The sequence below is a fragment of the Nocardia otitidiscaviarum NBRC 14405 genome, assembly GCF_000308635.1.
Taxonomy (GTDB): domain Bacteria; phylum Actinomycetota; class Actinomycetes; order Mycobacteriales; family Mycobacteriaceae; genus Nocardia; species Nocardia otitidiscaviarum.
In genome coordinates, this window is record NZ_BAGD01000066.1 from 49,998 (window position 1) to 63,973 (window position 13,976).

The 13,976-nt window shown below is 69.3% G+C and carries 14 protein-coding genes; 4 read left to right on the forward strand and 10 right to left on the reverse strand.

From position 1 onward, the window contains the following. Nucleotides 1-43: 43 nt before the first annotated feature. The 4 genes from ON31_RS36620 to ON31_RS36625 all read right to left on the reverse strand — a co-directional run bounded on the left by ON31_RS36620 (nucleotide 44) and on the right by ON31_RS36625 (nucleotide 2,952). A complete protein-coding gene (locus tag ON31_RS36620) occupies nucleotides 44-1,720 on the reverse strand; it encodes a substrate-binding domain-containing protein (protein ID WP_039813339.1) in 1,677 nt (558 codons plus the stop codon). Nucleotides 1,721-1,902: 182 nt separating this feature from the next. Beyond that, nucleotides 1,903-2,169: a WhiB family transcriptional regulator gene (locus tag ON31_RS12980; protein ID WP_039813340.1), complete on the reverse strand. Its 267-nt coding sequence runs from the start codon at nucleotides 2,167-2,169 to the stop codon at nucleotides 1,903-1,905. 34 nt (nucleotides 2,170-2,203) lie between these two features. After that, a complete protein-coding gene (locus tag ON31_RS12985) occupies nucleotides 2,204-2,749 on the reverse strand; it encodes an HNH endonuclease (RefSeq protein ID WP_039813391.1) in 546 nt (181 codons plus the stop codon). 53 nt (nucleotides 2,750-2,802) lie between these two features. Next, nucleotides 2,803-2,952: a hypothetical protein gene (locus ON31_RS36625; RefSeq protein ID WP_157533661.1), complete on the reverse strand. Its 150-nt coding sequence runs from the start codon at nucleotides 2,950-2,952 to the stop codon at nucleotides 2,803-2,805. A gap of 270 nt (nucleotides 2,953-3,222) precedes the next feature. On the opposite strand from ON31_RS36625, the gene ON31_RS12990 reads away from it, so the two are divergent. Next, nucleotides 3,223-4,233, forward strand: a complete 1,011-nt coding sequence (locus tag ON31_RS12990) for a fused (3R)-hydroxyacyl-ACP dehydratase subunits HadA/HadB (protein WP_039813342.1) — start codon at nucleotides 3,223-3,225, stop codon at nucleotides 4,231-4,233. A gap of 209 nt (nucleotides 4,234-4,442) precedes the next feature. Here ON31_RS12990 and ON31_RS12995 read toward each other — a convergent pair whose 3' ends face one another. From ON31_RS12995 to ON31_RS13005, 3 genes are all read right to left on the reverse strand, one after another. Continuing rightward, nucleotides 4,443-5,162 (reverse strand): anti-sigma factor, encoded by a 720-nt coding sequence (locus ON31_RS12995; protein WP_039813344.1) that lies wholly within the window; start codon nucleotides 5,160-5,162, stop codon nucleotides 4,443-4,445. Next, nucleotides 5,155-5,811 carry an ECF RNA polymerase sigma factor SigK gene (sigK, locus tag ON31_RS13000; protein ID WP_029930626.1) on the reverse strand — a complete coding sequence of 219 codons (657 nt, stop codon included), beginning with the start codon at nucleotides 5,809-5,811 and terminating at the stop codon, nucleotides 5,155-5,157. Before sigK ends, ON31_RS12995 begins: the two co-directional genes overlap by 8 nt. Before the next feature lie 385 nt (nucleotides 5,812-6,196). Then, a complete protein-coding gene (locus tag ON31_RS13005) occupies nucleotides 6,197-8,386 on the reverse strand; it encodes a malate synthase G (RefSeq protein ID WP_039813346.1) in 2,190 nt (729 codons plus the stop codon). A 182-nt stretch (nucleotides 8,387-8,568) separates the two neighbouring features. Here ON31_RS13005 and ON31_RS13010 point away from each other — a divergent pair, with 182 nt between their 5' ends. The 3 genes from ON31_RS13010 to ON31_RS13020 are packed head-to-tail and all read left to right on the forward strand — an operon-like array spanning nucleotide 8,569 to nucleotide 11,244. After that, nucleotides 8,569-9,315, forward strand: a complete 747-nt coding sequence (locus ON31_RS13010; RefSeq protein ID WP_039813348.1) for an SDR family NAD(P)-dependent oxidoreductase — start codon at nucleotides 8,569-8,571, stop codon at nucleotides 9,313-9,315. Next, entirely contained in the window at nucleotides 9,312-9,944 is a 633-nt protein-coding gene (locus ON31_RS13015) for a TetR/AcrR family transcriptional regulator (protein ID WP_039813350.1), read from the forward strand. Before ON31_RS13010 ends, ON31_RS13015 begins: the two co-directional genes overlap by 4 nt. 10 nt (nucleotides 9,945-9,954) lie before the next feature. Further along, a complete protein-coding gene (locus tag ON31_RS13020) occupies nucleotides 9,955-11,244 on the forward strand; it encodes an acyl-CoA dehydrogenase family protein (protein WP_039813352.1) in 1,290 nt (429 codons plus the stop codon). 84 nt (nucleotides 11,245-11,328) lie between these two features. On the opposite strand, the gene ON31_RS13025 is transcribed toward ON31_RS13020, so the two are convergent. From ON31_RS13025 to ON31_RS13035, 3 genes are all read right to left on the reverse strand, one after another. Then, on the reverse strand, nucleotides 11,329-12,783 hold the full coding sequence (locus ON31_RS13025; RefSeq protein ID WP_039813355.1) for an SDR family oxidoreductase: 1,455 nt from the start codon (nucleotides 12,781-12,783) through the stop codon (nucleotides 11,329-11,331). Between the two features lie 64 nt (nucleotides 12,784-12,847). Continuing rightward, entirely contained in the window at nucleotides 12,848-13,306 is a 459-nt protein-coding gene (locus ON31_RS13030) for a TspO/MBR family protein (RefSeq protein ID WP_039813357.1), read from the reverse strand. A gap of 49 nt (nucleotides 13,307-13,355) precedes the next feature. Next, nucleotides 13,356-13,976 (reverse strand): MMPL family transporter (locus ON31_RS13035; RefSeq protein ID WP_039813358.1); only part of this gene is annotated, 621 nt, incomplete at its 5' end.

Genomic DNA, 13,976 nt, shown 5'->3' on the forward strand with positions numbered 1-13,976 from the left:
ACGAGTTCGCCGACAGTGTGCGACGACATGCCGAAGGAGTTGATCAGGGGGTGGTCAGGGCCTGATTCATGGCGCTGCCGAAGGCGAGCTCGTCGGTGGTGGGCACCTGGGTGAAGGTGCCATTGGTTTGCTCGGTGAGGGTGCGCAGGGTTTGCGGGCCCTGGCCGCCGATCGCGATGACGTCGATCCGCACCGGGCGGGCCGGATCGGCGAGGGCGGCGATAGTCGCCAGCAGTTGGTCGCCGGTGACGGGGGAGTCGTCGTCGGGGCCGTCGGTGACGATCAGGATCGAATTGGTCCGTCCCGGCGCATAATTCGCGACGGCGTCGCGGTAGGCCGCCTCCAGGGTGGGATAGGCGCGGTCGGGTTGGGTGCTGGTCGCCGAGATATCGGACAGCTCCCGCACCAGTCCGGCCCGGTGCGCGTCGGTGAGCGGAGCGGTCCGCGAGACCACCCGATAGTGCTGGTTCCCGTCCAGGTTCTTGCCGAAGGTCCAGACGCCCAGCCCGAAATCGGGCGGCATCACGTTCATCACCGATTGCAGGGCGGCGAGGGTGTTGGCCAGGCGGGTGGCCGCCCCTTCGGTGGTGGCCATCGAGGACGACACGTCCACCAGTGCGGTGGCGCTCACCCCCAGTACCGGATTCGCCAGCACCTCCTGGACGCGGAGCAGCACCGCCTGCTCCGGCACCGGCGGCCCGGCGGGCGGTGCGGCGCCGAAACCGTTGTCGGTGAACAGCTTCGCCTGTTCGGGTGCGCGCAGATAGTCGGCGAACAGGCCCGCCACCAGATTCTGGGTCTGGTCCACCCAGTCGCCGGTGAGCAGCGCCGCCGGGTAGTCGGCCACCGGGGTCGCGCCCAGCGGGCGGAAGGCGGTCAGGCCGCGATTGGCCTTGATGCGCTGCTCGGTGGCGGTGACCGCGTGCACGGTCGCCGCGGGCAGATCGTCGGCCCCGGCCGCATCCAGCAGGGCGCGGCCGAGATCGGTCGCCTCGGGCGCACCCGCCGCGAGCCGCGAGATCGCCGAGGTCACCTGACCGGAGGACGCGGCCTCCGCGGTGAGCGGATCCGATCCCGACACCCCCGATCCGACCGCGAGCGCGGCGGCCAGACTGTCGTCACCCGGCGGCATGGCCAGCCGCAGTCCGCCCCAGCCGCCCAGCCCCACCTCGGCGAGCGAACCCTGTTGCAGTCCGGGCAGATCCGCCCAGGTGGTCTGGGCCGCCTCCAGTGCCCGCCGGAGCTGGTCGGGGACGGCCAGCGCGATCGGGCTCACCGCGACCGGGGCGGGCGTGCCCTCCACCAGTCCGGGCACCCGCATGAGCGCCACCGACCGCGACGAATCCGGAATCCAGAGTGCGGGCTGCGGCCCCAGCTCCGGATTCCACGGTGCGTCGGCGGTGAACGCGGCGACCACGGCATCCGATGCCCGCGCGGTCACCTCGACCTGCGCGCAGTGATCACGCACCCGGGGTGTGGTGGCGTTGTAGCGTTGCGCCGCCGCCCGCACCGGTTCCGCGATATCCGGATCGACGGTGACATGCAGCGTGGTGGTGCCCTCGGCGCAGGCGGCGGCCGCCGCCGCATCCCGATCCTTGGCCCGTTCGGCCAGCCAGCTCCAGCCGACCACCGCCACCGCCAGCACCACCACCGCCACCAGAGCGATGACCGGACCTTTGCTGACCCCACGTGACCGGCCTCGGGCGCGATGAGTTCCCACGATCGTCAGTCTATGTTCACGCGAAATTCGCCTCGCAGGTCAGGCGGGGTTTGCGACGGCACCGGGGCGGAGGCGAAGCGATCACGGGTCACCATCTTGCCCGGAACCGGCCCGGGACACGAATCGGCGGGTACGCGAGGAAGCCGCCGTCGCGCGGGGCACGACGGCGGCCTCGGGGCGAGTCAATCGCGGATCAGTGTGCCGCGGTCGTACTCGTGCCCGCCCCAGACGCCGGACTGTCCGGTGCTGGCGGCGAAGTCACCGCATTCGCGCCGGATGGGGCAGGCCGCGCAGATGGTGCGCGCGTAGTCGAAGTCCTGCGAGGGGTAGGGGAACCAGGCGTCGTGGTTCGGGTCGCCCTTGCAGGCCGCGCGGGCCCAGTAGTCCTTCGAGTCGGAGATGGGGAGCAGATCCGCCAGGCTCAGCTCCCGAACTGCTGTTTTCGTCATCGGATCTCGCTCCTTTCATGTCCGATCACGTGGTTTACGATGCGGCCAGTTCCTTCCAGATCCGCCGCTGCTTCTTCGCCATGTCCTGGGGAGCGCGGGGCTCCCACAGCAGGCGCATGCCGGCCTCCTCGGGAGTCCGGTCCGCCTTGTAGGTGTTGCACCGTCCGCAGGCGGCGATGAGGTTGTCCCAGGTGTTGGGGCCGCCTCGGCTGCGGGGCCGGATGTGGTCGACGGTGCGGGCCCATCCGGCGCAGTACCCGCAGCGGTAGGCGTCGCGCCGCAGCACGGCGGGCAGGGTGGCCCGGCTGCCGTCGGTGACCGTCACGCAGTGCTCGAGGTAGACGTAGCGCCGCAGTCGGATGGTCTCCGGCAGTGCCAGCTCCAGGCTCTTCGAGCGAATGGGGAAGTGCGGGTCCCGATCCACCACCGACTCGGCGGCACCGCTGATGAGCAGCACCACGGCGCGCTCGGCGCGGATCTCGGTCAGCGCCTCGTAGGAGGCGTTGAGGAGCAGCACTCCCGTGTGTATCCAGTTGTCGACGGTTATCGCCGGCGGGTCGTCGGCGTGACGGAACAGCATGGGTGTCACCATGTTTCGTGAAAAGGAAGGAGGGGACGAGAGGAAGCGGCGGGTCAGGCCCGCGCGGCGAGGCGGCCGATATTCCGGCCCAGCCGTTCGAGCTCGTCCATATCACTGCCGTGCTGCGAGTACTCCGGATGCAAAGCCGCCTCCTCCTTCCCTGGGTCGCCGACCGCTCGGTCGGGATGATTGTCGAAACTCATGGTGGCACAACGGACCTGCCGTTGTCGTGAGGATTTTGTCGTGCGGATCTCCACCCCCGCCGTACCTCTACAACGGTGGAGTGGCCGGATTTGTTTCACCGAAACCGATTACGGATTCGCAACGAGGCGAGTGCCACTGCCCGCGCACCCGTGCGCGAACGCCGAGCAGGCGAATGTGTCGTAGATCACATCAGCGTGCCGGGGGCAATCCGGCGGCCCAGCGGGTACCGACTAGTTGGTAACTCATTCCCGGCCCTGGAGGAGAAGTCCGTGCTAGATGCCACCCTCGCCGATCCACACACGCTGGTCGGGCGCACCTACCGGTTGCGCGACCACTACGAGGTCGGTCGCGAGCAGGTGCGCGAATTCGCCCGCGCGGTCCAGAACGATCATCCGGCCCACCTGCACGAGGACGTGGCCGCCGGCTACGGCTGCGCGACACTGCCCACCCCGCCCACCTTCGCGGCTCTGCTCGGCGGCAGGGTGCAAGCGGCTCTGGGGCAGTTGCTCACCGACTGCGACCTCACCTCCACGGTGCAGACCGAGCAGACCTTCGACTTCCATCGGCCCATCCTGGTCGGCGACCGGCTCACCAGCCACATCGGACTGCTGTCGCGCCGCAAGGCATTCGGCGGGGATCTCATGGTGGTGGGCAACGAGGTCACCGACGCGCACGGCGGCGCCGTGCTGACCGCGACCACCGGACTGGTGGCGCGCGCGGACGGCGGGCCGGACGAGCGATTCGCCGCGATCGGCGAGAACGTCCTGCACCACGGCCTGCTCGACGCCGAACCGCCCGCCTTCGACGAGGTCGAGGCGGTCTCGCCCGTCCACCCCGCGCCCCGGCCGGTGACCGGCGGCCGCGACCTGGCCGCGGTGGCGGTCGGTGACCGGCTGCCGTCCCGCGTCTACCGGCTCACCCTGGGCGATCTGGTGCGCTACGCCGGAGTGGCCGGGGATCCCAACCCGATCCACTGGCATCCCGCCAGCGCCGAGGCGGTCGGCATGGGTCCCGGCGTCCTCGCGCACGGCATGCTCACCATGAGTCTGGGCGCGGGCTACCTCACCGCGTGGACCGGCGATCCGACCGCCCTGCGCCGCTACCGGGTACGGCTGTCCACCCCGGTTCGGGTGCTGCCCGGCACGGTCGGGGAAATCGAATTCGGTGGCCGGGTCAGCGAGATCGACACCGCGAATCGGACCGCCACCATCGCCCTCACGGCCACCCACGACGGCCGCCGGGTGTTCGGCGGGGCCACCGCCACCGTCGCGCTCGCCTGACGAAAGTACCTGCGGTACAGGCGGATCGGTCCGCGCAGTGAGCGGACCGGTTCGGTCGGGCGGGAGGTCGACGGTACAGGTCGTTCGCCCGCGCGGGGCGGCTCGCCCGATGGGTCGGCTACGTGTGGGCGACCTGTGCAGCTCGGTCGGCCACGCAGCTAGGTCGGCCAGGTTGGCTGGCCGGGCGGTCGGTCGGCCGCGCGGGGCGGTCAGTCGAGGGGGACCGCGACCACCGGGTCGGTGGTGGGTTGGTCGGAGCCGCCGGTGGGCTCCACCGAGAGCGCGAGCAGGTCGGCGTGGTCCAGCGGCACCACCGCCGGATCGTCCGCCGCGGGGAGGGGGTCGAGCACACCGGCCGAGACGGGTTGGCCGCCCTCGGGGATGAGCCACAGCTGATAGGTGCGGTTCGGCGGTGCGGCGGGCACCGCGTCGAAGGACACGGCGGCGGCATCCAAGCGCGCCGAGGTGGTGACGACGATATCGCCGCCGCCGGTGACCGGGGCGCGGGTTTGCCGCGCATCCGGCTCGGCGAGCACCCGCTGCGCGGTCACCGCGCCCGAATCCCGCTGCTGCGCACGGTCGATCGCCAGGAACGCGCCGACCCCGATCGCGAGGATCAGCACCGCCGCGGCGGCCAGCCAGCGCACCGGCCAGGTCCGGGTCGCCGGTGCGGCGGCCGCCAACTGGTGGTCCAGGGCGGCTTGGACGGACGCCTCGACGTGGTCGGGCGCGGGACGCCTGTCGACCACGGTGAGCGCCGCGAGGGTCTCGCGGATATCGCGCACGGAGTCGCGGAAGGCGGTCGCCGCCGCGGCGTCGGCGGTGCGCACCCGCTCCTCCACCGCCGCGCGCTCGTCGTCGGAGAGCGCGTCGAGTGCGTACGGATAGGCGAGGTCGAGCAGATCGGTGTCGGGCGAGTGGTCAGGCATCGGTCACCGATCCTGTCAAACAGCTGCGCAGTCGGCGCAATCCGTCACGAATGCGAGTCTTCACCGTGGACAACGGGATACCGAGATCATCGGCCACCTCCGGATAGGTCCGGCCGCCGTAGTAGGCGAGCGCCACCGTTTCCCGCTGGATATCGGTCAGGGTGGCCAGGCAGTCGAGCACGGCGCGCTCCTCGGAGCGCTGCGTCACCGTCTCGGCGACGATATCGTGATCTCGGCCCAGATGCCGCTGACCGTAAGCGAAATCGCGGTGTCCGCGGGAGTATTCGGTACGGGCGCGATCCACCGCGCGCCGATGGGTGAGCATCATGAGCCAGCCGATCGGACTGGCCAGCCGCTGATCGTACTGGTCGGCGGAGTTCCACACGTACAGGTACACCTCCTGGGTGACCTCCTCGGCGGCCGGGGGACGACGCAGAATCCGCAGCGCCAGACCGTACACGCGGTCGTGAGTCGAGCGGTAGAAGGCGGTGAAGGCGTCCCGATCGCCCGCGGCGACACCCCGCAACAACGCCGCCAGGCGGCGCATCTGCTCCGGATCGGGTGTCGGCCGGGCGGCCGGGCAACTCTCGGACCGCTCGACCCGGTTGTCGCCGGTATCAGCGGAGAGGGTGCGGCCTTCATCGGCCATATGCGGTGTCTTCCTGGTCGGACGGCTCGCCGGTGCGGATACCTCGCAGCCTAGCGGCCGGTGCCGCGGCACGCCGGATATTCTCGCGCACCGCGGTTCCCCGGCGAATCCACCGGCTCGGACGACCGCCGAACGCACGCTCGCGGCCGCCCGAGGAGGAGCGGACCCGCTAGAGCGGCATCGGGCCGGAAGAGCCGCTGGAGGCCCACCACCAGGCCGCGTTCACGCGGGCGATGATCAGATTGACGACATCGAGAACGGTACTGCCCATGGAGCTTTCCTCTGCTGGGGAACGACTGACGCCGCGCAGCCTACCCACTCCGGAGACACGAATCCCCCCGGTCGACCGAGATCGACCAGGGGGATGCGCGCGGATGGTCCGCGATTACGCGCCGAACTTGGCGTTGTACTCCTTGGCCTCGCGGCGGCGGCGGTGCAGGATGGGCTCGGTGTAGCCGTTGGGCTGCTTGGTGCCCTCGAGCACGAGTTCCTTGGCGGCCTGGAAGGCGATGCTGGAGGCGAAGTCCGGGGCCATCGGGCGGTAGCTCGGATCACCGGCGTTCTGGCGGTCGACGACCGGGGCCATGCGTTCGAGGGAGGCGATGACCTCGTCCTCGGACACCACTCCGTGGCGCAGCCAGTTGGCCACCAGTTGGGAGGAGATGCGCAGGGTGGCGCGGTCCTCCATCAGGCCGACGTCCTTGATGTCGGGCACCTTGGAGCAGCCGACGCCCTGGTCGATCCAGCGGACCACGTAGCCGAGGATGCCCTGGGAGTTGTTGTCGAGTTCCTGCTGCTTCTCCTCGGCCGACCAGTTGGTGTCGGCGGCGAGGGGGATCTCCAGGATCTGATCGACGCTGGCGCGCGCACCGCCCTTGGCGATCTCGGCCTGCCGCTTGAACACGTCCACCAGGTGGTAGTGGGTGGCGTGCAGGGTGGCGGCGGTGGGCGAGGGCACCCAGGCGGTGTTCGCACCGGCCTTGGGGTGGCCGACCTTCTGGACCAGCATGTCCGCCATCAGGTCCGGCATGGCCCACATGCCCTTCCCGATCTGCGCCTTGCCGGGCAGGCCGGTGGCGATACCGGTGTCGACATTGAAGTCCTCGTAGGACAGGATCCACTGCTGGCCCTTCATCTCGGCCTTGCGGACCATGGGCCCGGCCTCCATGGAGGTGTGGATCTCGTCGCCGGTACGGTCGAGGAAGCCGGTGTTGATGAAGACCACGCGGTCCTTGGCGGCGTGGATGCACGCCTTCAGGTTCACCGTGGTGCGCCGCTCCTCGTCCATGATGCCGACCTTGAGGGTGTTGGCGGGCAGACCCACCACCTGTTCGATCCGGCCGAACAGCTCGTTGGTGAAGGCGACCTCGTCGGGGCCGTGCATCTTCGGCTTCACGATGTAGATGGAGCCGGTCCGGGTGTTCTTCAGCTTGGTGTCGCCGTTGAGCGCGTGCTTGGCGATCAGCACGGTGAGCAGGCCGTCCATGATGCCTTCGGGCACCTCGTTGCCGTCGGCGTCGAGGATGGCGTCGGAGGTCATGAGGTGGCCGACATTGCGCACGAACAGCAGCGAGCGGCCGTGCAGCACCAGTTCGGAACCGTCGAGGGCGGTGTAGACGCGGTCGGGGTTCATGGTGCGGGTGAAGGTCTTGCCGCCCTTGCTGACCTCTTCGGCCAGATCGCCCTTCATCAGGCCCAGCCAGTTGTGGTAGCAGAGCACCTTGTCCTCGGCGTCCACCGCGGCGACCGAGTCCTCGAAGTCCATGATGGTGGTGACCGCGGACTCCAGCACCACATCCTTGACACCGGCGGTGTCGGTGGAACCGATCGGCGAGGACGGGTCGATCTGGATCTCGATGTGCAGACCGTGGTGCTCGAGCAGCACCGAGGTCGGGTTCGCCGGATCACCGAGGTAACCGACCAGGGCCGAGGGGTCGGCCAGACCGATGTCGGTGCCGTCCTCGAGGCCGACCACGAGCTCGCCGTCCTCGATCGAGTATTTGGTGGAGCCGACGTGGGAGCCGGTGATCAGCGGTACCGCGTCGTCGAGGAAGTTGCGCGCCCATTCGATGACCTTGTCACCGCGGACCTTGTTGTAGCCGGTGCCCTTCTCCGCGCCGTTCTCCTCGGAGATGGCGTCGGTGCCGTACAGGGCGTCATACAGCGAGCCCCAGCGCGCGTTCGCCGCGTTGATGGCGAAGCGGGCGTTCATCACCGGGACCACGAGCTGCGGGCCCGCGGTGGTGGCGATTTCGGCGTCCACGTTCTCGGTGCCGATCTGGAAATCGGCCGGTTCGGGACGCAGGTAGCCGATCTCGGTGAGGAACTGCTTGTAGGCAGCCTTGTCGTAGCCGGTGCCGGGGTGAGCACGGTGCCACTCGTCGATCTTGGCCTGGATGTCGTCGCGTTCGGTGAGCAGAGCACGGTTACGGGGAGCGAGGTCGTTGATGACGGCCTCGGCACCCGACCAGAACGCGGCGGAATCTACGCCGGTGCCGGGAAGGGCCTCGTTCTCCACGAAATCGTGGAGCACCTTGGCAACCTGGAGCCCGCCGACCTGAATCCGCTCTGTCATCTAATGCCTCATTTCGAGAAGCCGGGTGGAAAAAGTACGCCCGTCATGTTACTCGCGGGTATGTGGCGGGCGGCGGCGGCCTGCACTTCCGGATGGGTCACCGGTCTTGATTGTATCGGGCGGTACATTTAATGTACTGATCGGAACATTTCTGCCGTTCCTGGACGCGAAGGTGTGGGTGCATGGGAAAGTCCTTGTCGGAGAAGGTCGTTGTGGTCACCGGCGGCAGCCGCGGGCTGGGTCGCGAGATGGTGCACGCCTTCGCCGACGCCGGGGCCCACGTGGTGATCGCCAGCCGCAAACTCGACGCCTGCGCGGCCCTGGCCGCCGAGGTGCGCGCGAAGTACGGTGTCCGGGCGCTGCCGGTGGCCTGCAATGTCGGCGTCTGGGAGCAGTGCGACGCCCTGGTCGAGGCCGTGTACGCGGAACTCGGCACGGTCGACGTGCTGGTCAACAACGCGGGTATGTCCCTGCTGTACCCGAGTCTGGATCAGGTCACCGAGGCCATGTTCGACAAGGTGATCGCCACCAACCTCAAGGGGGCGTTCCGGCTGTCGGCGCTCATCGGTCCGCGCATGGCGGCCGCGGGCGGCGGCTCGATCATCAATATCTCCTCCATCGAGGCCGCGAAACCCGAACCGCTCGCGGTGCCCTACGCGGCGGCCAAGGCCGGACTGGAGGCGCTCACCGGCGGGCTGGCGCAGACCTACGGCCCGGCGGTGCGGGTCAACACCATTCGCTGCGGGGCCTTCGACACCGATATCGCCAAGGCGTGGCCGCAGGAGATGCGCGATCACCTCGCCCAGCACAACGCGCTCGGGCGGATCGGCGTTCCGGCCGATATCGTCGGGGCCGCACTGTTCTTCGCCTCCGACGCGTCGGCCTTCTGCACCGGGGCGACCCTGGCCATGGACGGCGGCTGGCGATGACCGCGGCACCGGCACGGCGGCGCGGACGGCCACCTGCCTCGGAAGCGAACCCGGGGGAGACCCGGGAGCGGATCATGCGCGCGGCAATGGAACTGTTCGCGGAGAAGGGATTCCATGCCACCGGCGTCGGCGAGATCGGTGACCGGGCCGGGATCCAGCGCGGCGCACTGTATTACCACATCGGATCCAAGGAAGAACTGCTCTTCCAGATCCGGCGCAACTACACCCAGCTCATGCTGGACGCCGCCGCGGCCGTCGCCGAGCGCGACGCCGCACCGATCGACAAGCTGCGCACCCTGATTCGCGACCACGTCCGCCTGATCATCGAACACCAGCACGAGGTGACCATCGCGCTGCGCGACGCCGGGGCGCTCACCCCCGAACGTGAGGCCGACCTCCAGCGGTTGCGCGAGGCCATTCAGGGCTACTGGCAGCGGGTCTTCGACGAGGGGCACCGCGCCGGAGTGCTGGGCACCAACGACCACGTCGTCACCAACAGCGTGGTGGCCATGTTGAACATGGTCAGCCGCTGGTACCGCCCCGACGGCGAGCGTACCCCCGACGAGATCGCCGACATTCTCACCACCACCATCCTCGACGGTGTCGCGGCACCGGCCGGAAACAAGTGAAAGGCTGACCATGGCTTGGGATTTCGAGACCGACCCGGAATACCAGCGGAAGCTGGACTGGGTGGCCGATTTCGTGCGGAACGAGGTCGAGCCGCTCGACCTGCTGTACCCGGAACCCTACGACCGCACCAACCCCGAGATCCGGGCGCTGATGAAACCGTTGCAGGAGAAGGTGAAAGCGCAGGGCCTGTGGGCCTGCCACCTCGGCCCCGAACTCGGCGGCCCCGGCTACGGTCAGCTCAAACTGGCCCTGCTCAACGAGGTCATCGGCACCTCCAAGTGGGCACCGCTGGTCTTCGGCTGCCAGGCACCGGATTCCGGCAACGCCGAAATCCTCGCCCATTTCGGCACCCCGGAGCAGAAGGCCAGGTATCTGCAACCGTTGCTCGACGGTGAGATCGGCTCCTGCTATGTGATGACCGAACCCACCGGCGGCTCCGATCCGACGGCCTTCAAGACGCGCGCGGTGCGCGACGGCGACCACTGGGTCATCAACGGCGAGAAGTGGTTCAACTCCGCCGCCGAATTCGCCACCTTCCACATCGTCATGGTGGTCACCGATCCCGACGCCGAACCGCACCGGCGGTTGTCCATGTTCATCGTCCCCGCCGACACCCCCGGCCTGGAGATCGTGAAGAACTTCACGGTGCCCGGATTCAGCGAGAACGAGGGGCATCTGCGCTTCACCGATGTGCGGGTGCCCGCCGACGCGCTGCTCGGGACCGAGGGGCTCGGCTTCATCGTGGCCCAGACCCGCCTCGGCGGCGGTCGCGTGCACCACGCCATGCGTACGGTCGCCATGGTGCGCAAGGCCTTCGACATGATGTGCGAGCGCGCCGTCTCCCGGCCCATGCGCAAGGGTGTGCTCGGCGGTCTGCAGATGACGCAGGAGAAGATCGCCGAAGCCTGGATCGAGATGGAGCAGTTCCGGCTGCTGGTGCTGCGCACCGCCTGGCGGATCGACTCCGAGCAGGACTACCGCAAGGTCCGCCACGATATCGCCGCGATCAAGGTGGCCATGCCCAAGGTCATGCACGATATCGCCCAGCGCGCCATGCACCTGCACGGCGCCATCGGCGTCAGCACCGATCTGCCGTTCGTGGACATGATGAACTACGCCCAGGTCATGGCCATCGCGGACGGGCCCACCGAGGTCCACAAGATCACCCTCGCCAAGGAGATCCTGAAAACCTACGAACCCGGCGATCCGGTGTACCCGAGCGGCTACCGCCCGGCGCTGCGGGAGAAGGCGCGGGAACTGGTGGCGCAGCGGCTCGAACACACCGTCGGGAACCTGTGAGCGCATCCCGCTGACCGAACCCCGCCGACCGAAGCCCGTCGACGGGAACGGCTGGCGGACAAGGGGTCTCGTCGGCGGGACCGGTCACGCCACCGGTGCGTGCTCGGCGGTCCCGGTGATATTGCGGGCCATGCCGCCGAAGATCACCGCGTGGAACGGGGCGATGGACCGCCAGTAGAGCTGTCCGGCGAATCCGTGCGGTTCGAAGACGGCGCGCTGCCGGTACACCGCACCGCCCTCGGCCCCCGGCGCGACGGACAGCTCCAGCCAGGCACGGCCGGGCACCCGCATCTCGGCGCGCAGTCGTAACAGTCGTGGACGCTCGATGTGCTCGACGCGCCACCAGTCCAGGGCCTCGCCGGGGCGCAGCCGGTGCGGGTCGCGACGGCCGCGCCGCAGCCCCACCCCGCCCGCGAGCCGGTCGATCCAGCCGCGCAGCGACCACGCCAGCGGGAACGAGTACCACCCGTTCTCCCCGCCGATCGCCTCGATCACCGCCCACACCCGGTCGGGGTCGGCGGTGGTGGCGAGCTCGCGCACATCCGTGTAGACGGTGCCGCCGGACCACTCCGGATCGGTGGGCAGCGGATCGGACGGCGCACCGGCATCCGACCAGCGGGTGGGCACGTCGAGATCCTTGATGCGGGCCAGCGCCAGTTCGACGGCGCGGCGATAGCCGGTCGGGCCTTCCGGTGGCGGGGGAATGTGCACGTCGATGGCGGTGTCACGGCACACCACGTCATTGATCAGCGACTCCATCAGCGGGACGGCGATGGAGCGGGGGACCGGGGTCACCAGATTCACCCACTGCGCCGACAGCCACGGCGTCAGCACCGGCACCGGCACGATGACCCGGCGCGTGAGTCCGGCGACGGCGGCGTAGCCGTGCATCATGTCCACGTAGGTCAGCACATCGGGACCGCCGATATCGAACGCGCCCGACACCGAGTCCGGCAGCTCGGCGGCGGCCACCAGATAGTGCAGGACATCGCGGACCGCGATGGGTTGGATGCGGTTGCGGGCCCAGCGCGGGGTCACCATGACCGGCAGCCGCTCGGTCAGATACCGCAGCATCTCGAAACTGGCCGAACCCGATCCGATGATCACCCCGGCGCGCAGCACCAGCGTCGGCGTCGACCCGGCCAGCAGAATATCGCCGACCTCCGCGCGCGAGCGCAGATGCCGTGACAGGCGCTGACCGTCCGGGGTGATGCCGCCGAGATAGACGATGCGCCGCAGCCCGGCCCGGCCCGCCCCGTCGGCGGCGAGTTCGGCGGCGCGCCGATCCACCTCCTCGAAATCCGTACGGTTGAGCGAATGGATCAGGTAGTAGAGGACGTCCTGACCCGCGAGGGCGCCGTCCACCGCCTCGGGATCGGTGACATCACCGATGCGCACCTCCACCCGATCCCGCCACGGCACCTCGGCGAGCTTCTCCGGACTGCGGACCAGCAGCCGCACGCTGTGGCCCCGGCGCAGCAGTTCCGGCACCAGTCGGCCGCCGATGTATCCGGTCGCCCCGAAGATCACACAGCGCACGCGCTCACCTCTTCCGGTCGGTCGTACTCCGCACGGTGGGTTGTTTCCGCTCAGGTGTGCACCGTCAGGTGTTCAGCTGCCAGACGGCCAAATTCAGCGCCGCCGCGAAGACGGTCCACAGCAGATAGGGTACGAGCACACCGGCCGCCCACCGCTGGTGGCGCGCGAACAGCACGATGGTGGCGACGATGGCGGCCAGCAGAACCAGGATCTCCGCGAAGGCCACCCCGCGCCATTCGGCCGCGAAGAACAGCGGCGTCCACAGCGCGTTCAGGATCAGCTGGACCACGAAGACGCCGAGGGCGACACGCACCCGCTGCCACGGCTCGGCGCGCCACACCAGCCACGCCGCGATCGCCATGAGCGAGTAGAGCAGCGTCCACACCGGGCCGAACAGCCACGAGGGCGGTGCCCAGGCCGGTTGTTCCAGGGCTTCGTACTTGTCGGCGGTCGAGACCGCCGACAGATTCCCGACCGCGGCCGCCGCGGCGACCAGCAGCGCGATCACCGCCAGCCCGGCCATCTGCGCGCCGGTGCCGTAGCGCGCCGGTCCGGATCGACGGACGGTCGAATCACTCGTTCCCGCTCGGCTGTTCATGATCACTCCGTTCTGTCACCGCTCCTACGGCGGCTTCCCTCGGTGTGGTGGTCGAAACCCGGGCGGTGTGCGTGTCCGGGCGGCTCGGCCACCAGATGCGCGCACCGATCAGCCGGAACAACGCCGGGATGACGACGGTGCGCACCACGAAGGTGTCGAGCACGATGCCGATGCCGACGACGATGCCGAGCTGGGTCAGGGTGATCAGCGGCAGCACCCCGAGCACCGTGAACACCGCCGCCAGTACGATGCCCGCGCTGGTGATGACCGCGCCGGTGGCCGAGACCGCGCGCACCATGGCGCGGGTGGTGCCGTACTCCGGCGTCTCCTCGCGGGCCCGGGTGACCAGGAAGATGGTGTAGTCGACGCCCAGCGCCACCAGGAACAGGAACGCGAACAGCGGCACGTTCGTATCCAGCGCCGGGAAACCGAAGACGTGGGTGCCGAGCCAGCTGCCCAGACCCAGGGCGGCCAGCGCGCTCAGTACCGTCACCGCGACCAGCAGCAGGGCGGCCGGGACGGCGCGCAGCAGGGCGAACAGGATCAGCAGCACCACGGCCAGGATGAGCGGGATGACGACGAGCCGGTCACGACC

Excerpts from the sequence above, each read along its gene's own strand:
- ON31_RS12980 (WP_039813340.1), bottom strand. The coding sequence starts at position 2,169 with ATGACGAAAACAGCAGTTCGGGAGCTGAGCCTGGCGGATCTGCTCCCC.
- ON31_RS12985 (WP_039813391.1), bottom strand. The coding sequence starts at position 2,749 with ATGCTGTTCCGTCACGCCGACGACCCGCCGGCGATAACCGTCGACAAC.
- ON31_RS36625 (WP_157533661.1), bottom strand. The coding sequence starts at position 2,952 with ATGAGTTTCGACAATCATCCCGACCGAGCGGTCGGCGACCCAGGGAAG.
- ON31_RS12995 (WP_039813344.1), bottom strand. The coding sequence starts at position 5,162 with ATGCCTGACCACTCGCCCGACACCGATCTGCTCGACCTCGCCTATCCG.
- sigK (WP_029930626.1), bottom strand. The coding sequence starts at position 5,811 with ATGGCCGATGAAGGCCGCACCCTCTCCGCTGATACCGGCGACAACCGG.
- ON31_RS13005 (WP_039813346.1), bottom strand. The coding sequence starts at position 8,386 with ATGACAGAGCGGATTCAGGTCGGCGGGCTCCAGGTTGCCAAGGTGCTC.
- ON31_RS13010 (WP_039813348.1), top strand. The coding sequence starts at position 8,569 with ATGGGAAAGTCCTTGTCGGAGAAGGTCGTTGTGGTCACCGGCGGCAGC.
- ON31_RS13015 (WP_039813350.1), top strand. The coding sequence starts at position 9,312 with ATGACCGCGGCACCGGCACGGCGGCGCGGACGGCCACCTGCCTCGGAA.
- ON31_RS13020 (WP_039813352.1), top strand. The coding sequence starts at position 9,955 with ATGGCTTGGGATTTCGAGACCGACCCGGAATACCAGCGGAAGCTGGAC.
- ON31_RS13030 (WP_039813357.1), bottom strand. The coding sequence starts at position 13,306 with ATGGCCGGGCTGGCGGTGATCGCGCTGCTGGTCGCCGCGGCGGCCGCG.